The sequence below is a fragment of the Streptomyces sp. NPDC053367 genome (genome assembly GCF_044545925.1).
Classification (GTDB): domain Bacteria; phylum Actinomycetota; class Actinomycetes; order Streptomycetales; family Streptomycetaceae; genus Streptomyces.
The window spans coordinates 643,145-663,863 of record NZ_JBITYN010000001.1; the positions used below are offsets into that span (position 1 = coordinate 643,145).

21 protein-coding genes are annotated in these 20,719 nt (G+C 70.5%); 10 read left to right on the plus strand and 11 right to left on the minus strand.

Annotated elements, in window-relative coordinates; all coding sequences use genetic code 11:
• Positions 1–10 precede the first annotated feature (10 nt).
• Positions 11–1,183 (minus strand): HpcH/HpaI aldolase/citrate lyase family protein, encoded by a 1,173-nt coding sequence (locus ACIGXJ_RS02970; protein WP_399640804.1) that lies wholly within the window; start codon positions 1,181–1,183, stop codon positions 11–13.
• Between the two features lie 187 nt (positions 1,184–1,370).
• Between ACIGXJ_RS02970 and ACIGXJ_RS02975 the strand changes: the two genes are divergently transcribed.
• Entirely contained in the window at positions 1,371–2,129 is a 759-nt protein-coding gene (locus tag ACIGXJ_RS02975) for a TerD family protein (RefSeq protein ID WP_399640807.1), read from the plus strand.
• Positions 2,130–2,293: 164 nt separating this feature from the next.
• On the opposite strand, the gene ACIGXJ_RS02980 is transcribed toward ACIGXJ_RS02975, so the two are convergent.
• From ACIGXJ_RS02980 to ACIGXJ_RS03005, 6 genes are all read right to left on the minus strand, one after another.
• Positions 2,294–3,031 (minus strand): Tellurium resistance, encoded by a 738-nt coding sequence (locus ACIGXJ_RS02980; protein WP_399640809.1) that lies wholly within the window; start codon positions 3,029–3,031, stop codon positions 2,294–2,296.
• A 103-nt stretch (positions 3,032–3,134) separates the two neighbouring features.
• Positions 3,135–4,277 (minus strand): DUF475 domain-containing protein, encoded by a 1,143-nt coding sequence (locus tag ACIGXJ_RS02985; RefSeq protein WP_399640812.1) that lies wholly within the window; start codon positions 4,275–4,277, stop codon positions 3,135–3,137.
• Between the two features lie 50 nt (positions 4,278–4,327).
• Complete coding sequence (locus tag ACIGXJ_RS02990; RefSeq protein ID WP_399640815.1) at positions 4,328–4,903, minus strand: TerD family protein; 576 nt, start codon at positions 4,901–4,903, stop codon at positions 4,328–4,330.
• 102 nt (positions 4,904–5,005) lie between these two features.
• Positions 5,006–5,581, minus strand: coding sequence for a calcium homeostasis/redox stress adaptation protein (locus ACIGXJ_RS02995; RefSeq protein WP_399640818.1), 576 nt, complete (start codon positions 5,579–5,581; stop codon positions 5,006–5,008).
• 111 nt (positions 5,582–5,692) lie between these two features.
• Complete coding sequence (locus tag ACIGXJ_RS03000) at positions 5,693–6,151, minus strand: peroxiredoxin (protein WP_399640821.1); 459 nt, start codon at positions 6,149–6,151, stop codon at positions 5,693–5,695.
• Between the two features lie 163 nt (positions 6,152–6,314).
• Entirely contained in the window at positions 6,315–6,752 is a 438-nt protein-coding gene (locus ACIGXJ_RS03005) for a DUF3052 domain-containing protein (protein ID WP_399640824.1), read from the minus strand.
• Between the two features lie 427 nt (positions 6,753–7,179).
• Between ACIGXJ_RS03005 and aceE the strand changes: the two genes are divergently transcribed.
• Positions 7,180–9,927 (plus strand): pyruvate dehydrogenase (acetyl-transferring), homodimeric type, encoded by a 2,748-nt coding sequence (aceE, locus tag ACIGXJ_RS03010; RefSeq protein ID WP_399640826.1) that lies wholly within the window; start codon positions 7,180–7,182, stop codon positions 9,925–9,927.
• Positions 9,928–9,951: 24 nt separating this feature from the next.
• Complete coding sequence (locus ACIGXJ_RS03015) at positions 9,952–10,716, plus strand: potassium channel family protein (protein ID WP_399640828.1); 765 nt, start codon at positions 9,952–9,954, stop codon at positions 10,714–10,716.
• 61 nt (positions 10,717–10,777) lie between these two features.
• Here the strand turns inward: ACIGXJ_RS03015 and ACIGXJ_RS03020 are convergent, their stop codons facing one another.
• Complete coding sequence (locus ACIGXJ_RS03020) at positions 10,778–11,053, minus strand: small hydrophobic protein (RefSeq protein WP_399640830.1); 276 nt, start codon at positions 11,051–11,053, stop codon at positions 10,778–10,780.
• A gap of 206 nt (positions 11,054–11,259) precedes the next feature.
• The gene (locus ACIGXJ_RS03025) at positions 11,260–12,879 is read right to left on the minus strand and encodes an MFS transporter (RefSeq protein ID WP_399640832.1); all 1,620 of its coding nucleotides are present in this window, start codon (positions 12,877–12,879) and stop codon (positions 11,260–11,262) included.
• 66 nt (positions 12,880–12,945) lie between these two features.
• On the opposite strand from ACIGXJ_RS03025, the gene ACIGXJ_RS03030 reads away from it, so the two are divergent.
• From ACIGXJ_RS03030 to ACIGXJ_RS03040, 3 genes are all read left to right on the plus strand, one after another.
• Positions 12,946–13,572 carry a TetR family transcriptional regulator gene (locus tag ACIGXJ_RS03030; RefSeq protein WP_399640834.1) on the plus strand — a complete coding sequence of 209 codons (627 nt, stop codon included), beginning with the start codon at positions 12,946–12,948 and terminating at the stop codon, positions 13,570–13,572.
• Positions 13,573–13,653: 81 nt separating this feature from the next.
• On the plus strand, positions 13,654–14,871 hold the full coding sequence (locus ACIGXJ_RS03035) for an alpha/beta hydrolase (protein ID WP_399640837.1): 1,218 nt from the start codon (positions 13,654–13,656) through the stop codon (positions 14,869–14,871).
• A gap of 57 nt (positions 14,872–14,928) precedes the next feature.
• Positions 14,929–15,780 (plus strand): DUF4429 domain-containing protein, encoded by an 852-nt coding sequence (locus ACIGXJ_RS03040; protein WP_399642132.1) that lies wholly within the window; start codon positions 14,929–14,931, stop codon positions 15,778–15,780.
• Positions 15,781–15,837: 57 nt separating this feature from the next.
• Here the strand turns inward: ACIGXJ_RS03040 and ACIGXJ_RS03045 are convergent, their stop codons facing one another.
• Positions 15,838–16,326 (minus strand): MerR family transcriptional regulator, encoded by a 489-nt coding sequence (locus ACIGXJ_RS03045; protein ID WP_399640840.1) that lies wholly within the window; start codon positions 16,324–16,326, stop codon positions 15,838–15,840.
• 95 nt (positions 16,327–16,421) lie between these two features.
• Here ACIGXJ_RS03045 and ACIGXJ_RS03050 point away from each other — a divergent pair, with 95 nt between their 5' ends.
• Together ACIGXJ_RS03050 and ACIGXJ_RS03055 are read left to right on the plus strand one after the other, a co-directional pair.
• A complete protein-coding gene (locus ACIGXJ_RS03050; protein WP_399640843.1) occupies positions 16,422–16,895 on the plus strand; it encodes a GNAT family N-acetyltransferase in 474 nt (157 codons plus the stop codon).
• 20 nt (positions 16,896–16,915) lie between these two features.
• The gene (locus ACIGXJ_RS03055) at positions 16,916–17,752 is read left to right on the plus strand and encodes a serine hydrolase domain-containing protein (RefSeq protein WP_399640845.1); all 837 of its coding nucleotides are present in this window, start codon (positions 16,916–16,918) and stop codon (positions 17,750–17,752) included.
• Positions 17,753–17,769: 17 nt separating this feature from the next.
• Here the strand turns inward: ACIGXJ_RS03055 and ACIGXJ_RS03060 are convergent, their stop codons facing one another.
• Complete coding sequence (locus ACIGXJ_RS03060; protein ID WP_399640847.1) at positions 17,770–18,438, minus strand: pirin family protein; 669 nt, start codon at positions 18,436–18,438, stop codon at positions 17,770–17,772.
• Between the two features lie 62 nt (positions 18,439–18,500).
• Here ACIGXJ_RS03060 and fasR point away from each other — a divergent pair, with 62 nt between their 5' ends.
• Positions 18,501–19,706 carry a fatty acid biosynthesis transcriptional regulator FasR gene (gene fasR, locus ACIGXJ_RS03065; protein ID WP_399640849.1) on the plus strand — a complete coding sequence of 402 codons (1,206 nt, stop codon included), beginning with the start codon at positions 18,501–18,503 and terminating at the stop codon, positions 19,704–19,706.
• Between the two features lie 89 nt (positions 19,707–19,795).
• Positions 19,796–20,707 (plus strand): ACP S-malonyltransferase, encoded by a 912-nt coding sequence (locus ACIGXJ_RS03070; RefSeq protein WP_399640851.1) that lies wholly within the window; start codon positions 19,796–19,798, stop codon positions 20,705–20,707.
• Positions 20,708–20,719 lie beyond the last annotated feature (12 nt).

Sequence of the window (20,719 nt, forward strand, 5' to 3'; positions counted from 1 at the left end):
CCCTGTGTCTTCAGCCGGGGATACCGGCGGCGAGCAGCTCCACGAAACCGACGTCCTCGCGTGCCACGCCGAACACCTCGGCGCGCAGCATGGTCCGCTCGGCCCAGGCGCGGTGCGGCTTCGCCTCATTCATTTTGTTCGTGTACGCCGACCGCAGTACACCCCCGCCGAGCCGCTCGGGCCGCAGGATGTCCTGGGCGTCGCTGTACTCCTCGTGGCTGACGACGGACAGCGCGTGCACCGGCAGGACGTGGGAGGGGTGGATGCAGGTCTTGCCGGTCAGGCCGTTGGCCTGGTCGAGGGTGATCTCGCGCAGCAGCCCGTCCATGGCGTGCTCGATCAGCGCCTCGCGCAGTTCCTCGGCCTGGCCCTCCAGGAAGGGGCTGCGGCGCAGCTGGGGCTTGAACATGCGCTCCTGCACGCGGAAGTACTCCCAGACCGGGCCGGTCACCGTGAAGCCGGTGCCGTCGGCGCGGCCCAGCATGTTCACCACGTCGGCGATCACGGAGGCCACGATCTGGACGTCGTAGGCCGTCATGTCGGGCGCGCGGCGCAGGCCGTACGAGGAGCAGAAGTCGGTCACCCCGAGGCGCAGCGCGAGGACGCGGTCGCGGTACTTGTCGACCGCGCGGGAGATGCCCTCCAGGGTCTCCACGCGCGACTCGCGGTAGAGCAGCTCGGGCGACTCCAGCACGGGCATCGCGAAGAGCCGCTGTCCGCTGGCGGCCTCGGCGGCGGCGAGCGCCTCCAGGAAGGGGATGCCGCGCTCCTCGGTGAACTTGGGCAGCACGAAACCGGACAGCAGCCGGACGGCGGGGCCCAGGCGGCGTACGAGGTCGGGGATCTGCTCGGGGGCGCGGACGCGGATGAACAGCAGCGGGGGGTCCGCGGCGTGCGGGGCGCGGCCCGCGAGCTCGGTGAACTGGCGGACGAGGTTCTCCTCGCCGCCCGCCACCTCGGTGTCGTGGATCGAGTCCTCCAGGCACAGCACCATCGACACCACGCCGCGCGCCGTCTGCTTGACGATGTCGTCGGCGAGCCGGGGGCGGGTCGCCGGGCTGTACAGCGTGGCTCCCAGGGCCGCGGCCAGCAGCCGGGCGGGGGAGCCGGCGGTGAACTCGCACGGCTCCTGGTGGAAGAGGCGCTGCCGCACCTCAGGGGCGATGTGCCCGAAATGACGCATAAAGCTCCCCCGTGGTGCCGGTCTGGCCGATGAGGTGACGATGGGTGGCCGGTAATAGTACGTAGGACTCCATGTCCGAGGTTCCCCCCGGGCATGAATTTCCGGTAACGCGGGCGCGCACGGCCGTCCGCATCTCCACGACACCCCCGCATTGTCGTGACCAGGACCGAGAAGGCAGGATGACCGCATGACGCACGCGATGCTGAAGGGGTCGAACGTCCCGGTCGAAGCCACCACGGTGCGCGCTGTGCTGCGCTGGACGCCCGGGCAGGGTGTTCCGGACGTCGACGCCTCTGCGCTGCTCCTCGGCCTCGACGGTCGTGTGCGCTCCGACGAGGACTTCGTCTTCTACAACCAGCCCCGGCACCCCTCCGGGCAGGTGTGGCGGCTCGGCAAGAAGCGGACCGCCGAGGGCCTGACGGACACGATCCAGACGGATCTGGCCGGTGTCGAGTCCGGCGTCGGCCGGATTCTGCTGGTCGCTTCGGCCGATGGGGTGACGTTCGACCGCGTACGGTCGCTGCGGATCTCGCTGTACGACCCGGCGGCGGGTGAGGGTGAACCGCTGGCGTACTTCGACATCAATCCGGAGACCGGGCAGGAGACCGCGCTGATCTGCGGGGAGCTGTACCGGCGCGGGGAGGGGTGGAAGTTCCGGGCGCTCGGGGAGGGCTACTCCGACGGGCTGAAGGGCCTGGCCACGGACTACGGCATCTCCGTGGACGAGGGGGACGGCGAGGCTCCGCTGGCCGCGCCCGAGGTGTCCCGGCCGCTTCCCCCGGAGGCGCCCACCACCGCCGTGCCGCAGCAGCCGGGGTACGGCTATCCGCAGCCGGCTCCGGCCTACGGGTATCCGCAGCCGAGCGGTCAGCCCGCCTACGGCTATCCGCAGCCCGTGGGCGAGTTCCAGCTGCCACCGCAGGGGCCGCAGTTCATCGGGCGGTAGCCCCCGCCGGGCGGGCGGTAGCACCCGCAGGCCGGGCGATAGCACCCGCAGGCCGGGCGATAGCACCCGCAGGCCGGGCGATAGCACCCGCAGGCCGGGCGATAGCACCCGCAGGCCGGGCGGTAGCCCCCGCAGGCCGGGCGGTAGCCCCCGTGCGAGGGACGTCACCGCTCGGCCTTCGTCTTGTAGCCCCTCCCCCACTGCAGCCCCCAGCCGTACAGCCGGTCCAGTTCGGCCTGGAAGCCGTAGACGAACTTGACCTCGCGGCGGACCATGATCTCGTCCTTGACGTTCTCGATGAGGACGACCGCGCAGGAGCGGGCCTGGGGGTGCCGTTCGTCGAGGCTGATCTCGATCCTCGGGCCGTTGCTCGGGTAGAGGGTGACGACGGCGTGGGTGCGGTCGAAGGCCGGGGTCTGGTCGTAGATGTAGGCGAAGACCAGCAGGCGCTTGATCTGGTCGCGGTGGTCGAGGTTGACGTAGATCGTCTCGCCGGAGCCCGAGCCGAAGCGGTCGTCGCCGCTGAGCTTGACGTAGGGCGGGGCGTTGACGTCGCCGAGGTAGCCGCCGAGGGGCTGCACGACGCCCTTGGTGCCGTCCTGGAGCTCGTAGAGGCAGCCGAGGTCGAGGTCGACGTTGACCATGCTCTGGGTGTGGCCCATGACCTCGGGAGGCCGCAGGGCCTTGAAGGGGTGGCGCAGCAGGCTCTCGCGCTGGGGGCCGCCGAGGTCGGAGGTGCGCATCCGCCAGGAGAGGTTGACGCGGAGGTTGCCGGTGGCCGCGCCCTGTTTGGTGAGGGAGACCTGGCTGTGCCGTTTGGTCAGTTCGATCGCGTTGCTCGACGCGCTGCCCGAGTCGAACTGGGCGTCCCGCCCGCGCCAGAATCCGTCCAGCAAGCCCATCTTCCCGCCCCCAATTGACGTAGAAAAAAACCGGCGGGGCGGCGTCGGAGGACTTGTCCTCTCTCGCCGCCCCGCCGGAAAGCGTTCCTCACCCGCGAGGCCGTCACACCCCGGACGAGACCTCAGTCTTCTCGTCCGAGCCCGAGTTTCCCTCGGCGGCCGCCAGCGCGCGGTTGCGGCGGACGGAGGACCAGAAGGACCAGCCGATCAGGATGACGCCGATGGAGCCGGTGATGAGCTCGCTGATCTGGTACTGGATGGTGACCAGCAGGATCACGGCGAGGGCGCCGATGGCGTAGTGGGCGCCGTGCTCCAGGTAGACGTAGTCGTCCAGGGTGCCCTGGCGGACCAGGTAGACCGTGAGCGACCGGACGTACATGGCGCCGATGCCGAGGCCGAGGGCCATCAGGACGATGTCGTTGGTGATGGCGAAGGCGCCGATCACACCGTCGAAGGAGAAGGACGCGTCCAGGACCTCGAGGTAGAGGAACATGAAGAACGCGGCCTTGCCGGCCAGGACGACCGCGGAGCGCGGCTTGCCGGAGCGTTCGGCCTCCTCCTCCGCCTCGTGCTCGCGTTCCTCCTCCTCTTCGAGCTTGTCCTCGAAGTAGCCGGAGAGACCGCCGACGATCATGTACGTGATGAGGCCGGCGACGCCGGACAGCAGGACGGTTTCCGCCTTGTCGGCGTGGCCCGCGTGCAGGTGCGCCTGGGTCGCGAAGGTCATCGCGGTGGCCAGCAGGACGATCAGCGCGATGCAGACCGACAGCATGTCGATCTTGCCGAGCTTGGCGAGGGGGCGCTCGAGCCAGCCCAGCCACTTGATGTCCCGGTCCTCGAAGATGAAGTCAAGGAAGATCATCAGCAGGAACATGCCACCGAACGCGGCGATCGCCGGGTGCGCGTCGGTGACGAGCTGCTCGTAGCGGTCCTTGTCGGTCAGCGCGAGGTCGACGGCCTCGATGGGGCCCATCTGGGCACTGACGGCGACGATCACCACGGGGAAGACGAGCCGCATGCCGAAGACGGCGATGAGCACACCGACGGTGAGGAAGATCTTCTGCCAGAAGGCACTCATCTTCTTCAGGATTCCGGCGTTGACCACCGCGTTGTCGAACGACAGCGAGATTTCAAGGACGGAGAGGATCGCCACGACGCCGAAGGCGGTCCACCCCCCGTAGAAGACCGCCGCGACCAGGCCGAGCGCGGTGACCGCGAACGACCAGCCGAAGGTTTTCAGAAGCACTGGCTACCCAATCCATACGTGTACGGGAATCCCCCGCGCCGCACTCGGCTTTACGAAACGTTGACTCCGAAGTCTAGAGCGATGCCCCGCAGTCCGGACGCGTACCCCTGGCCCACTGCCCGGAACTTCCATTCGCCCTGGTAGCGATAGAGCTCGCCGAAGATCATCGCGGTTTCGGTGGACGCGTCCTCGCTGAGGTCGTAGCGGGCGAGCTCCTGGCCGTCGGCCTGGTTGACGACGCGGATGAAGGCGTTGCTGACCTGGCCGAAGGTCTGGCCGCGCTCGTCGGCCATGTGGATCGAGACCGGAAAGACGATCTTGTCGCACTGGGCGGGGACCTTGGGCAGGTCGATGATCAGGGACTCGTCGTCGCCGTCGCCCTCACCGGTGAGGTTGTCGCCGGTGTGCTGCACCGAGCCGTCCGGGCTGGTGAGCTGGTTGTAGAACACGAACCACTCGTCGCCCATGACCCGCCCGCCGCTGCACACCAGCGCGCTGGCGTCCAGGTCGAAGGGGGCTCCGGTGGTGGAGCGCGCGTCCCAGCCGAGCCCGACCATCACCTGCGTGAGGTTCGGTGCGGCCTTGGACAGGGAGACATTTCCTCCCTTGGCGAGCGTGACGCCCATGATGCTGGTCCCTCCCCGAGGTGTTGCCTTACGTGGCTGTCCTGCACGTCCGGCGCCGCACATAAACCGTGCGACGCCGGACGGTGACCTTCAGTCGGACTCTCAGACGTTGACGCCGAAGTCCTGGGCGATGCCGCGCAGGCCCGAGGCGTATCCCTGGCCGATGGCGCGGAACTTCCATTCCGCGCCGTGCCGGTAGAGCTCACCGAAGACCATGGCGGTCTCGGTGGAGGCGTCCTCGCTGAGGTCGTAGCGGGCGATCTCGGCGCCGCCGGCCTGGTTCACGACGCGGATGAAGGCGTTGCGGACCTGGCCGAAGGACTGCTGGCGGTTCTCGGCGTCGTAGATCGAGACCGGGAAGACGATCTTGTCCACGTCCGCCGGGACGGTGGCGAGGTTCACCTTGATCTGCTCGTCGTCGCCCTCGCCCTCACCGGTGAGGTTGTCACCGGTGTGCTCGACCGAGCCGTCGGGGCTCTTGAGGTTGTTGAAGAAGACGAAGTGGCCGTCGCTGATGACCTTGCCGGTGTTGTTCAGCAGCAGCGCGCTCGCGTCCAGGTCGAAGTCCGTGCCGGTCGTGGTGCGCACGTCCCACCCCAGACCGACGATGACCGCGGTGAGGCCCGGGGCCTCCTTGGTCAGCGAAACGTTGCCGCCCTTGCTGAGGCTGACTCCCACGAGTCCTCCATTGGTGTCCAGGGGCGGGTGCCCCGTCGTGCGTTGGTATCGGATCAAACGAGTCGATCCTAGTGACGGGTTCCCGCGCCACGCAGGCCCTGGGGGGAAGAATCAGAGGGTGTCGAGCGCCTTGACGTACTCGTTCAGGTCACGGGCGTCCGGCAGGCCGTTGACGACGGTCCAGCGCACCACGCCCTCCTTGTCGATGACGAAGGTGCCGCGCACCGCGCAGCCCTTGTCCTCGTCGAAGACGCCGTAGGCGCGGGAGACCTCGCCGTGCGGCCAGAAATCGCTGAGCAGCGGGTACTCCAGGCCCTCCTGCTCGGCGAAGACGCGCAGGGTGTGGATGGAGTCGTTGGAGACGGCGAGCACCGCCGTGTCCCGGTCGGCGAACCTCGGCAGGTTGTCGCGCACCTCGCACAGCTCGCCGGTGCACACGCCGGTGAAGGCGAAGGGGTAGAAGAGCACGACGACGTTCTTGTCACCGCGGAAGTCGGAGAGCTTCACGGTGCGGCCGTGGTTGTCCTTGAGCTCGAAGTCAGGAGCCTTTTCGCCGACCTGGACGGTCATCTCGGATGATTCCCTTCGATGGGGCTGTTCGGGTGGGAAACACCCTACGAGGGCGCGCCGACCGCCGACGAGGCGACCTGCACATGCCGAAGGACGGGCCGAGCGGATGGCTCGGCCCGTCCTCCTCGTCCGGGGCAGGGTCCTCGGGACGGCCCGGGTCACTTCACTTCTTCGACTTGGCCGCCTTGGGCGTCACCAGCCGGCTGCCGCTCCAGTCCTTGCCCACGCTGACGCTCTTGGAGGCCGAGAGCCCCGCCGTCGTCGCGGCTTCCGAGATGTCGCTCGGCTCCACATAGCCCGCACGCCCGGTCTTCGGGGTGAGGAGCAGGATCGCGCCGCCTTCTTCGATGTACGTGGTGGCATCCACCAGCGCATCCGTCAGGTCGCCGTCGTCATCGCGGAACCAGAGCACCGCGGCGTCGGCCACGTCGTCGTAGTCCTCGTCCACCAGGTCGCTGCCGATGACTTCCTCGATGGACTCGCGGAGCTCCTGGTCGACGTCGTCGTCGTAGCCGATCTCCTGGACCACCTGCCCGGGCTGGAACCCCAGCCTGACGGCAGGGCTCGTCCGCTCCTCCGCGTGGTCCGCGGTCGCGCTCACGGGGTGCCTCCTGATCATGTCTTGGGAAATATCTCAGCCACGCGCGTGCGCGAAGCATTGGCCGTAGTCCACACGGGCGGGGCGGATCGCGCAAGTACCCGGCCGTCCAGACCGCCGAAACGGTGACGATCCTGGCGCTGTCACCGCAACTCCAGGCACGCCCTTCCGACGGAAGGTGACGCACACCACACCTTTCTGCCCCGTTTGGGCGTTTGGGAACCATCTCTGGGTACGAGACTCGAACGTGGTTGCACCGAGATGCCGGGTCTGTCGGCTCCTTCTGGTTACCTCTCGGTAGAGACGACGGCGGAGATGACGTTTGCCGCCCCGAGGTACACGATGGGGAGCGGTGCAGGCAGACGGCAGACCCTTGAGAAGTCCTTGCGAAGCTCCCAGCAGTACGGCCCTCCGACAGGTAAGGAACAGCGTGGCTCCCGGATCCGATCGCAATCCGATCATCATTGGCGGCCTTCCCAGTCAGGTTCCTGACTTCGACCCCGAGGAAACCCAGGAGTGGCTCGACTCCCTGGACGCCGCCATCGACGAGCGCGGGCGGGAGCGGGCCCGCTATCTCATGCTGCGCCTGATCGAGCGGGCCCGCGAGAAGCGCGTGGCCGTGCCCGAGATGCGCAGCACGGACTACGTCAACACCATCGCGACCAAGGACGAGCCGTTCTTCCCCGGCAACGAGGAGATCGAGCGCCGCATCCTCAACGCCACCCGCTGGAACGCGGCCGTGATGGTCTCGCGCGCCCAGCGCCCCGGCATCGGCGTCGGCGGCCACATCGCCACCTTCGCGTCCTCCGCGTCCCTCTACGACGTCGGCTTCAACCACTTCTTCCGCGGCAAGGACGAGGGCGACGGCGGCGACCAGGTCTTCTTCCAGGGCCACGCCTCCCCGGGCATCTACGCGCGCGCGTACCTGCTGGACCGGCTCGGCGAGCAGAACCTTGACGCGTTCCGCCAGGAGAAGTCCAGGGCGCCGTACGGGCTGTCCTCCTACCCGCACCCGCGGCTGATGCCGGACTTCTGGGAGTTCCCGACCGTGTCGATGGGTCTCGGCCCGATCGGCGCGATCTACCAGGCTCGGATGAACCGCTACATGCACGCGCGCGGGATCGCCGACACCTCCGGGTCGCACGTGTGGGCGTTCCTCGGCGACGGCGAGATGGACGAGCCCGAGTCGCTGGGCCAGCTGACCATCGCCGCGCGCGAGGGCCTGGACAACCTCACCTTCGTCGTCAACTGCAACCTCCAGCGCCTGGACGGCCCGGTCCGCGGCAACGGCAAGGTCATCCAGGAACTGGAGTCGGTGTTCCGCGGCGCCGGCTGGAACGTGATCAAGCTCATCTGGGACCGCACCTGGGACCCGCTGCTCGCCCAGGACCGCGACGGCATCCTGGTCAACAAGATGAACACCACCCCGGACGGGCAGTTCCAGACCTACGCCACCGAGTCCGGCGCGTACATCCGCGAGCACTTCTTCGGTGACGACCACCGGCTGCGCGCGATGGTCGAGAGCATGACCGACGACCAGATCCTGCACCTGGGCCGCGGCGGTCACGACCACAAGAAGATCTTCGCGGCGTTCTCCGCGGCCAAGGCGCACAAGGGCCAGCCGACGGTCATCCTCGCCAAGACGATCAAGGGCTGGACGCTGGGCCCGAACTTCGAGGGCCGCAACGCCACGCACCAGATGAAGAAGCTGACGGTCGACGACCTCAAGCGCTTCCGCGACCGGCTGCACCTGCCGATCTCCGACAAGGACCTGGAGGGCGGGCTCCCGCCGTACTACCACCCCGGCCGGGACTCCGAGGAGATCCAGTACATGCACGACCGCCGCAAGAGCCTCGGCGGGTACGTCCCCACGCGCGTGGTGCGCTCGAAGCCGCTCCCGCTGCCGGACGACAAGACGTACGCGACCGTGAAGAAGGGCTCGGGCCAGCAGTCCATCGCGACGACCATGGCCTTTGTCCGGCTCCTGAAGGACCTCATGCGGGACAAGGAGCTCGGCAAGCGGTTCGTGCTGATCGCGCCGGACGAGTACCGCACGTTCGGCATGGACTCGTTCTTCCCGAGCGCGAAGATCTACAACCCGCTCGGCCAGCAGTACGAGTCCGTGGACCGCGAGCTGCTCCTCGCCTACAAGGAGTCCCCGACCGGTCAGATGCTGCACGACGGCATCTCCGAGGCGGGCTGCACCGCGTCGCTGATCGCGGCCGGCTCGGCGTACGCCACGCACGGCGAGCCGCTGATCCCGGTGTACGTCTTCTACTCGATGTTCGGTTTCCAGCGCACCGGCGACCAGTTCTGGCAGATGTCCGACCAGCTGGCGCGTGGTTTCGTCCTGGGCGCGACCGCCGGCCGCACGACCCTGACCGGTGAGGGCCTCCAGCACGCCGACGGCCACTCCCAGCTGCTCGCCTCGACCAACCCGGGCTGTGTCGCGTACGACCCCGCCTTCGGATTCGAGATCGCGCACATCGTCAAGGACGGCCTGCGCCGGATGTACGGCGGCAGCGAGGAGCACCCGCACGGCGAGGACGTCTTCTACTACCTCACCGTCTACAACGAGCCCATCCAGCACCCCGCCGAGCCCGAGAACGTCGACGTCGAGGGCATCCTCAAGGGCGTCCACCGCTTCAGCGAGGGCACGGGCGGGGTGATCCCGGCGCAGATCCTGGCCTCCGGTGTCGCCGTGCCGTGGGCGGTGGAGGCGCAGAAGATCCTCGCCGAGGAGTGGAACGTACGCGCCGACGTCTGGTCGGCGACCTCCTGGAACGAGCTGCGGCGCGACGCCGTGGAGTGCGAGGAGCACAACCTGCTGCACCCGGAGGAGGAGCAGCGGGTGCCGTACGTGACGCGCAAGCTCACCGGGGCGCAGGGGCCGTTCGTGGCCGTCTCCGACTGGATGCGGTCGGTTCCCGACCAGATCGCGCGCTGGGTGCCGGGGCCGTACCAGTCCCTGGGCGCCGACGGGTTCGGCTTCGCCGACACGCGCGGTGCCGCGCGGCGGTTCTTCCACATCGACGCGCAGTCGATCGTGGTGGCGGTGCTCACCGAGCTGGCGCGCGAGGGCAAGGTCGACCGGTCGGTGCTGAAGCAGGCCGTCGACCGGTACCAGCTGCTCGACGTCTCCGCCGCCGACCCCGGGGCCGCGGGCGGGGACGCGTAGGCACCCGGACCTACGATTGCGTGCATGAAGGACGAAACCGCACAGGGCCGTTGGGAGCAGTACACCCAACGGCCCTTGCTGGCGCTCGCCGTCGTCTTCGCGCTCGCCTACGCGGTGCCGATCGTGGACTACTCGGCGGGACACAAGCTCACCCGCGTGTGCGTGATGACCGAGTGGGTGGTGTGGGGTGCGTTCGCCCTGGACTACCTGGTCCGGCTGGCGCTGGCGCCCCGGCGGTGGGAGTTCATCCGCCGGCACTGGCTCGACCTGTGCGCCGTCGTACTGCCGTTGCTGCGGCCGCTGGCCCTGCTGCGGGTGGTCTCGACGCTGCTGCTGGTCGGGAAGCGGGCCCGGATGGCCTCCCAGATCCGGCTGACGACGTATGTCGCCGGCGCCGTGGTCGGGCTGCTGATGTTCGGCTCGCTCGCCGTGCTGTCGGTCGAGCGCGAGGCGCCGAACGGGAACATCCGGACACTGGGTGACGCGGTGTGGTGGTCGTTCACCACGATGACGACCGTCGGATACGGCGATCACGCGCCGACGACCGGACTGGGGCGCGTCCTCGCCGTGGGGCTGATGCTGTCCGGGATCGCGTTGCTGGGTGTGGTCACCGCGAACATCGCCGCGTGGTTCATCGCGCGGTTCGAGATGGACGACGCGGAGGAGCGGCGGCAGACCGCGGCCATCGCGGCGCTGACCGAGGAGGTCCGGGCGCTTCGGGCCGAGGTCGCTTCGCTGTCCCGGGCGGTCGCTGTGAACGCGCCTGCCGAGGAACGGGGTTCCGTCTAGTGGCGGCTGCGGGGGTGGCGGCTGCGGGTGCTTCCCGCTTCTCGCGCGGTTCCCCGCGCCCCTAGAAGAGCCACACCAGAGCCAGCACCGTGTCGATCGTGCCCAGGACCAGTGCGATCAGGGTCGGCACCTTACGGGGCGACCTCCGGGAGCGGTCCAGGGAGAGCCAGCCGAAGGCCATGGCCGCCGGGCCCAGGAGGATTCCCAGGACGAAGAAGCCGGCCACGGCGCAGATGGCTCCGGTGATGGCGAGCGACGCACGGTCCGGCCCGGTCCGCTGCCACGTCCGGCCGCGTGAGCGGGGGTACCCGTGCGTTCGGTTTCCGAAGCTCGCCATCGTCAACTCCCTGGACCTGCTGGTCGGTTGTGCTCCGATGCCGGGCGGGTACCCCTGTAGCGCGGTTCATTCACGCCTTTTGCGGCACGCTGCCCCCCTCCTGCAGCGCGCCGCATGTGTCCCACTGTCACCTGCGGCGCGTGCCGAGGAGGAGGGAGCTTTAGCACTCTCACCCTGATAGGGGAAATGCCGTCGCGTGGGTGTCGTCAGATGTGGGCCGCTCCCGCGCCCGCCTCCGCGTTCGCGCCCCTCTTGGTGAGCAGGGCGACGAGGACCGCGACGGCCGCGACGCCGGCGGCGACCAGGGACGCCAGGCTCATGCCCGAGATGAAGGTGTCGTGGGCGACGTCCGTGATCTTGGTGACGAGCTGCTCGGGGGTGCCCGGCGTGATCGGGGCGACGCCCAGCTGGACGGCCTCGGAGGCCTGGTCGAGCTGCTCGGGGGCGAGCGGCGGCAGACCCGCGTCGGCCCAGTTGCCGGCGAGCTCGCTGTCGACCTTGGAGGCCATGACGGCGCCCAGGACGGCCGTACCGAGGCTGCCGCCGATCTGCATGGCCGCCTGCTGGAGACCGCCGGCCACACCGGACAGCTCCATGGGGGCGTTGCCGACGATGACCTCGGTGGCGCCGACCATGACCGGCGCGAGGCCGAGGCCGAGGAGGGCGAACCAGACGGACATCACGCCGCTGCCGGTGTCCGCCTCCAGGGTGGACATGCCGTACATGGCGACGGCGGTGACGGCCATGCCGCCCGCGAGCGGCACCCGCGGGCCGAGCTTGGTGATGAGGGCGCCCGCGAGCGGGGAGCCGACGATCATCATGCCGGTGAGCGGCAGCAGGTGCAGGCCCGCGTCGATGGCGCCCATGCCGTGCACGTTCTGGAGGTAGAACGTCACGAAGAACAGGCCGCCCATGAACGCGATGGCCATCAGGACCATGAGGACCACACCGGCGGACAGCGCCACCGAGCGGAACAGCGTCAGCGGGATCAGCGGCTCACGCACGCGCAGCTCCCAGAACGCGAACAGCGCGAAGCCGAGCAGGGACACGCCGATGAACGACCACGTCCGGCCGTCGCCCCAGCCCCACTCGGGGGCCTTGATCACGGCCCAGACCAGGCAGAACATGGCGGCCGACAGCAGGGTGATGCCGAGCAGGTCGAAGGAGCGCGGGGCGTTCTCGGCGCGGTGGTCGAGCAGGATCAGCACGCCGAGGACGAGCGCGAGGACGCCGACGGGCACGTTGATGAAGAACACCGACTGCCAGCTGACGTTCTCCACGAGCACGCCGCCGAGGACCGGGCCGCCCGCGGTGGAGGCGCCGATGACCATGCCCCAGATGCCGATGGCCATGTTGAGCTTCTCGGCCGGGAAGGCGGCCCGCAGCAGGCCCAGCGCGGCCGGCATCAGCAGCGCGCCGAACAGGCCCTGCAGGACGCGGAAGGCGATGACCGCGCCGATCGAGGAGGACAGACCGATCGCGCCCGAGGCGGCCGCGAAGCCGACCACGCCTATGAGGAAGGTTTGGCGGTGGCCGAAGCGGTCACCGAGCTTGCCGGCGGTGATCAGGGTGACGGCGAGGGCGAGGAAGTAGCCGTTGGTGATCCACTGCAGGTCCGCGCGGTTCGCCTTCAGGTCCGCGCCGATCGCCGGGTTGGCGATGGCCACGATGGTGCCGTCCAGGGCCACCATCATGACGCCGACGGCGACGGTGAGGAGGGTGAACCACGGGTGCCCGCGCAGGCCCGAGGCGGAGGCCGGTCCCGACGGGGTGAGTGGCGATCCGTCCCCCGGCCCCGTCTTGTCGATGGTGGTCTGACTAGTCATGTCGTCGAGGCTAGTGACAGCCTCTGACATTTGACAAAGCAATTCAGTCGTCACTAACTGACATCCATGGAAACACTGCGCGAGCGCAAGAAGCAGCGCACCCGGGACGCACTGGTGCGGGCCGCGTTCGAGCTGTTCACCGCCCAGGGGTACGACCGCACCACCGTCGACGAGATCGCCGAGGCCGTCGACGTCTCCCAGCGCACCTTCTTCCGCTACTTCGCCGGCAAGGAGGACGCCGCCCTCGCGGTCCAGCGGCTCACCGAGGAGCACTTCTACGAGGCCGTCCGCGCCCGTCCGCCGCACGAGCCGCCGCTCGAGGCGCTGCGCCGGGCCGTCCTGGAGGGCTGGGACACCATCAACGGGGTCATCGAGTCCGTCGTACCGGTCGACCTCTACCTGCGGATGTACCGGGTCGTGGAGTCGACGCCGGTGCTGCTCGCCGCGCATCTGCGGCGGTCCGCCGAGACCGAGGAGCGCTTCGCGCGGCTGATCGCCGAGCGCGAGGGGCTCGACGTGGACGCCGACCCGCGGCCACGGGTGGCGGTGGCGGTGTTCGGCGCGGTGATGCGGGTCACCGAGCGGCAGTGGAGCGCGCGGGAGGACCTCAACCTGGAGGCGATCCGCGAGCTGACCGCGGTGTACCTCGATCAGGTGGGGCCGGCGCTCGCGGAGAGCTGGCGCGCATCCTGAGATCGGGACGCCATCCGTCAAACGTGATCCGTGTCACTCGGTTCACGCGAGACCGTCTCGTTCTCCTAGTGTGTCCTCCCAGTGACTTCCTTCGACACCTCCCCGCAACTCAACGTCTGGCGCATGCTGCTCGCGCTGGCCGTGGTGTTCGTGATGCTGGCGACCACCGGCTGGACCACGCTGCACGGCCACCGCACGGTGACAGAACTGCAGGCCTCCCGTTCCGCCTGGGAGGACGGCAGCATCGCCGGCCGCCGGCTGCCCGACCCGGACGCCTCCCCCGCCCGGCTCGCCCGCTTCTTCGCCACGCTGACCGGCCGGCAGCAGACGGCGCTCGCCCACCGCTACCCGCTCGCCGTCGGCAACATGAACGGCGCGCCCGTCGAGCTGCGCTACCGCGCCAACCGCGTCGCGCTCGGACAGGCCCGCCGGGTCGAGCTGGCCCGGATGCACGACAGCCGCCTCAGCCCCGCGGGACAGCAGCAGGCGGGCCGCCGTATGCACCGGCTGGAGGCGCTCGCCGAGCCCGGGCGGCACATCCTCGCCTTCGACCCGGAGGGCTCGGGCCGGGTCGCCGAGGTGTTCGGCGACCTCACCGAGGCCGAGCGGATCTCCGTGATCGTCCCCGGTGTCGACACCGACCTGCTCACCTTCCAGCGCACCTACCGCTACCACTCCGCCCCCGTCGGCATGGCCCGCTCCCTGTACGACGCCGAGCGCGAGGTCCGCCCGGACACCCGCACGGCCGTCATCGCCTGGGCCGACTACACCGCGCCCAGCGGCATCGGCATGGACGCGGCCACCGCGCTGCGCGCCGAGGGCGGCGCGGTCCGGCTGGACGCCCTGGTGCGGGCTCTGCCCGGCCGGGCGCCCGTGTCGCTGTTCTGCCACAGCTACGGCTCCGTGGTGTGCGGGGTCGCCGCGCACCGGCTGCCCTCACGGGTGGCCGACATCGCGGTGGCCGGCAGCCCCGGGATGCGCGCCGAGAAGGCCTCCGGGCTCGGCACGACCGCGCGCGTGTGGGCCATGCGGGACGCCGACGACTGGATCGGGGACGTGCCCCATCTGGAGCTCGGCGGCTTCGGCCACGGAGCCGACCCGGTCTCCGCCGACTTCGGCGCGCGGGTGCTGTCGGCACGCGACGCCGAGGGCCACGCGGGCTACTTCGTGCCCGGCACGGACAGCCTGCGCAACTTCGCCGAGATCGGCACTGGCGCGTACCGCTCGGTGGACTGCGCCGACGATCTGGGCACATGCCGGGCGGGTTTGTCCGCCACGACGCCGGTCGGACGCGCGTAGAGGCGCAGAAACTGCGGTTTGCGCGGGGAGGGGACGGAGGAGCTCATGCCGCATACGATGAGCCGCATGGGTGACGTACTGGCCGGATTTCATGCCGCCTGGGAGTTCGAGTCCGACTCCGTGCTCATCCGCTACGAACGGGGGATTCGGACACCCAAGCTGTTCCAGGCGCTGCGGGAGCGCCGGGTGCCGCTGTCGGCGGTGCAGGGCGTGTCGCTGACGCCGGGCAAGCGGGGGACCGTGGTGCTGCGCGCCGAGCTGCGGCCGGGCGCCGATCCGCTCCTGGAGGCCGCGGCCGGGCAGCTGAAGGAGCACAGCGATCCCTACCGGCTGGTGCTGCCGGCCGAGCGCGAGGTGCTCGCCGAGTACTACGCCGACGAGCTGCGGGCCGGCCTGGACGCGGACACCGGGCCCTGCGAGCGGTTCCTGGTGACGGCGCCCGAGGTGCCGCTGCGGTTCAAGGCGTACGACGCGAAGGCGTCCTTCGACGGGTCCCAGGTGAACTTCCGGTGGTTCTGGACCGGGGCGTCGTCGGCGAAGTGGAAGGCCGGGGACCAGAGTTTCGCCGTCGAGGACCTCAGCGGGGTGGAGTGGCGGTCGCCGGAACTGTTCGAGGGGCATCTGCGGCTGCTGACCGGGGGCCCGCAGCCGGCGCAGGCCGACCAGGACCCCGCGGCGGTGGTGTTCGGGCTCGGTTACGGGCCGGTGCACGAGTCGCTGCCGTTCGCCGCGGCCGTGCTGGCCGCCGTGCGGGGCAAGGGGCCCGTGGCCGCGGTGTCGGCCGTGCCCCGGCGGGACCCGGCCGACATCGCCGACAGGATCCGGCACCTGGGAGAGCTGCACCGGGCGGGGCTGGTCACGGACGAGGAGTTCTCCGTGAAGAAGGCGGAGCTGCTGGCGGAGCTGTGAGCGGCGCCCCGGCCGGTCCGCGGTCCGGGACGCCGGCGCCGCCCGGCGGCTCGTCGTTCAGCGGCTCGGCTCCGTCCGGCGTACGCATTCCCCGCCGCCGTACACACTGATCTTGCGGTCCAGCACGGCGAGGGTGTCGTGCAGCTCGGCGATCCGGGCCAGTACGTCCCGGCGGGTGGACTCCAGCAGCTCGCGCCGCTCGTCGTAGGTGGACTCGCCCTCGCGCACCAGCTCGGCGTAGCGCACCATGTCCGCGACCGGCATGCCGGTCAGCCGCAGCTTTCCGACGAGGTCGAGCCAGTCCAGGTCGCGGTTGGTGTAGCGGCGCTGGCCGGTGTGCGAGCGGTCGATGTGGGACATCAGGCCGATCCGCTCGTACCAGCGCAGGGTGTGCGCGGTGAGCCCGGTGAAGGCGGCGACCTCGCTGATGGTGTAGCGGTCCTCGCCGTCCGGGCGGGGGTGCCGGCGGGGCGGCGCGGCACAGATGTCCGCCGGGGTCCGCGGAGCTCCTTCGGTGGTCATGGCCGGGGTCTGCGTCACCGTCATGCCCCCAACGTATGGCCTTGGAGTGCGCTCCAAGCAAGCGGAAACCATGGGTGAACCAGGGGACTTGGCGCGATCTTCACCGTTAGGTTGCCGTCATGAGTCTCGTACGACGTGCTGAGCCCGGGGACGCCGCCGAGGTGCTGCGGCTGCGTCAGGTGATGATCGACTCCGTGTTCGCGGGGGTGTCCGGCGACACCGGCTGGCACTCCGCGTCCCTGCCGACGCTGCGGGCGCGGCTGGCGGCGGCCGAGGACGGCTTCGTGGCCTTCGTCGTGGACCACCCGCAGCGGCCGGGGGCGCTGGCCGCGCTGGCGGCCGGGACGGTCGAGTACCGGATCGGGCGGGCGGACAATCCGCACGGGCGGGTCGGACACGTCTTCAGCGTGGCCACCGACCCCAACGCCCGGCGCCGCGGGTACGCGCGCGCGTGCATGGAGGAACTGCTGGCCTGGTTCCGCGAGCGCGGCGTGGCCCAGGTCGACCTGAACGCGTCCGCCGAGGCGGAGCCGCTGTACGCGTCCCTGGGCTTCGTCCGCAAGCCGGACCCCTCGATGCGGCTGCAGCTGTGACAGGGCCTAGGCTCGACGGCATGTCGCTGAAGAGCCTCGCGCTGATCGAGAACTGGCCCGTCCCCACCGCCGCGGCTGGTGTGGTGCGCGCCGACGGCACGGTCCTGGGCGTCCACGGCCCGGCCGGGCGGCCCTTCCCCCTGGCGTCGGTGACCAAGCCGCTCACGGCGTACGCCGCGCTGGTCGCCTACGAGGAGGGCGCGATCGAGCTGGACGAGCCGGCCGGGCCCACCGGTGCGACGGTCCGGCACCTGCTCGCGCACACCTCGGGGCTGGCCTTCGACGAGCACCGCGTGATGTCCGCGCCGGGCGAGCGCAGGCTGTACTCCAACGCCGGGTTCGAGCAGCTCGGCGACCATGTCGCCAAGGCGACGGACATCCCGTTCGCCGAGTATCTGCGCCAGGCGGTGCTGGAGCCGCTGGGCATGACGGGCACCTCCCTGGAGGGCTCGCCCGCCAAGGACGGCGTGTCGACGGTGGAGGACCTGCTGCGGTTCGCCGCCGAGGTGCAGGCACCCCGGCTGCTGGACCCGCGCACCGTCGCCGACGCGATGACCGTGCAGTACCCGGGCACCAAGGGCGTGCTGCCCGGCTACGGGCACCAGAGCCCCAACGACTGGGGCCTCGGCTTCGAGATCCGCGACGGCAAGTCCCCGCACTGGACGGGCGGCTCGTCCTCGCCGCGCACCTTCGGTCACTTCGGCCAGTCCGGGACGTTCCTGTGGATCGACCCGGACGCGCGGGCGGCCTGCGTGGCGCTGACGGACCGTGACTTCGGGCCCTGGGCGATCGAGGCGTGGCCGGCGTTCACGGACGCCGTCCTGGCGGAGCTGCGCCAGGGAATGCACCGCCGGTGACGGCGTTCGAGTGCCGGTCAGCCGTTTGAATGGGCGGCCATCTCCCACACCAGGACCTCGGCGCCGTCGCCCCCCGCGGCCAGCTCCAGGTCCCGCGCGTCCGTGATCCGCGCCGCGTCGCCCGGCCCCAGCCCGGCGCCGCCGAGCCGCACGTCGCCGCGTACGGCGTGGACGTAGACGTACGCCGCGTCCGGCACCGCGGTCCGCTCCCCCGCCGTCAGCCGCCGGACGTGCAGGATCGCGCCGGCCTCCGGGACCGCGTACGGCGTGGAGTCGGCGATGCCGCGCACGATCTCGTACACCGGGTCGCCGCCGGGGTCGCGGGGCGCCAGCCACATCTGCACGAACGTCAGCGGGGTGTCCCCGTCGTTGCGCTCGACGTGCCGCACCCCGGCCGCCGAGCTGAGGCGCTGGACGTCGCCGGGGCGCACCCGGGTCTCGCGGCCGGTGGAGTCGCGGTGCGTCAGCTCGCCCTCGACGACCCAGGTGACCAGCTCGGTGTGGCTGTGCGGATGCTCGTCGAAGCCGGCGCCGGGGGCGAGCCGCTCCTCGTTGCAGGCGATCAGCGCGCCGAAGCGGAGGTTGTCGGGGTCGTAGTGCGGGCCGAAGGAGAAGGCGTGCCAGGACTCGATCCCGGCTTGCGGCTCCCCGCCGCGGTAGCGCTCAGCGGCGCGCCGTACGTCCATCACAGCCCCCACCGTAGACCCCGTAGCGCATGCTCCCGTCCGGATAAGGCAGTCTTGTCCCCGTGCCCGAACCCGAAGCCCGTACCGACCGAGCCGCAGCGCGCCCCGTCCATCCGCACACGGCGACGCTGAAGCGGCTGGAGAAATCCTCCGGCTCCCTCGCCGCCCAGGCCATCGCGCGGATGGACGAGACGCTGCCGTGGTACCGGGCGATGCCCCCGGAGAACCGTTCCTGGATCGGGCTCGTCGCCCAGGCGGGCATCGCCGCGTTCACCGAGTGGTTCCGGCGCCCGGACGCCCCGCAGGCGATCTCCACGGACGTCTTCGGCACCGCCCCGCGCGAGCTGACCCGGGCGATCACGCTGCGCCAGACCGTGGAGATGGTGCGCACCACCATCGAGGTCATGGAGAGCGCGATCGACGAGGTCGCCGCCCCCGGTGACGAGAGCGTGCTGCGCGAGGCGCTGCTGGTGTACGCCCGCGAGATCGCCTTCGCCACCGCGCAGGTCTACGCCCAGGCCGCCGAGGCACGCGGTGCCTGGGACGCCCGCCTGGAGTCGCTCGTGGTGAACGCCGTGCTGAGCGGCGAGGCCGACGAGGGCGCGGTCTCCCGGGCCGCGGCGCTCGGCTGGAACTCGCCGGAGCACGTCTGCGTGGTGCTGGGCACGGCACCCGACGGGGACTCCGAGCTGACCGTGGAGGCCATCAGGCGCGCGGCCCGGCACGCCAAGCTGCAGGTCCTCACGGGTGTGCTCGGCAACCGGCTGGTCGTCATCGCGGGCGGCAGCGACAACCCGCTGGCCGTGGCCAAGTCGCTGATCGGCCCCTATGCCGCGGGCCCCGTGGTGGCCGGGCCCGTGGTGCCCGACCTGCTGGCGGCGACCCGGTCCGCGCAGGCCGCCGCGGCCGGGCTGAAGGCGTGCTCCGCCTGGCAGGACGCGCCGCGTCCGGTGCTGGCGGACGATCTGCTGCCGGAGCGCGCGATGGCCGGAGACCCGAGCGCCCGCGAGCAGTTGGTGGAGGAGATCTACAGACCGTTGGAGGAGGCCGGATCGGCGCTCCTGGAGACTCTGAGTGTCTATCTGGAGCAGGCGAGCAGCCTGGAGGGGGCCGCTCGGATGCTTTTCGTTCACCCGAACACCGTGCGCTACCGGCTCCGACGTGTGACTGACGTCACCGGATGGTCACCGTCCGATGTACGCTCCGCGTTCACGCTGCGAATCGCGCTGATCCTGGGACGTCTCGCCGACGGCGATCTTCCCTCGTAGCGTTTTGTCGAGGGACTACAAAACCCCCTCGCGTTCTTCGTCCTAGTCCCCACGGGCGGGCATGCCCTCCGACAAGAGAGAGTGTGAGAGTGTTCGTACTCGTCGCTCCCGGCCAGGGCGCTCAGACGCCCGGCTTCCTGACCCCCTGGCTCGAACTGCCCGGCGCCGCCGACCGGCTGGCCGGCTGGTCGGACGCCATCGGCCTCGACCTCGCCCACTACGGCACCAAGGCCGACGCGGACGAGATCCGCGACACGGCCGTGGCGCAGCCGCTGCTGGTCGCTGCCGGTCTGCTGTCCGCCGCGGCACTGGGTGACATCACTCCCGGCGCGGTCGCGGGCCACAGCGTCGGTGAGATCACCGCCGCCGCCTTCGCCGGCGTCCTGGACGACACCGCCGCGCTGACCCTGGTGCGCAAGCGGGGCCTGGCCATGGCCGAGGCCGCCGCCGTCACCGAGACCGGCATGTCGGCGCTGCTCGGCGGCGACCCCGAGGTGTCCGTCGCGCACCTGGAGAAGCTGGGCCTGACCCCGGCGAACGTCAACGGCGCCGGCCAGATCGTCGCCGCGGGCACGCTGGAGCAGCTCGCCGCGCTGGCCGAGGACAAGCCCGAGGGCGTCCGCAAGATCGTTCCGCTGAAGGTCGCCGGCGCGTTCCACACGCACCACATGGCCCCCGCGGTCGACACCCTCGCCAAGGCCGCCGAGGAGCTCACCCCGGCCGACCCGAAGGTCACCTACGTCTCCAACAAGGACGGGCGGACCGTCGCCACCGGCACGGAGGTCCTGGACCGCCTCGTCGGCCAGGTCGCCAACCCGGTCCGCTGGGACCTGTGCATGGAGACCTTCAAGGAGCTCGGGATCGGTGCTCTGATCGAGGTGTGCCCCGGCGGTACGCTCACCGGTCTGGCGAAGCGGGCCCTGCCGGGCGTGCAGACGCTGGCGCTGAAGACCCCCGACGACCTCGACGCGGCCCGCGAGCTCATCGCACAGCACGCCTAGAGCCCGCCCGAC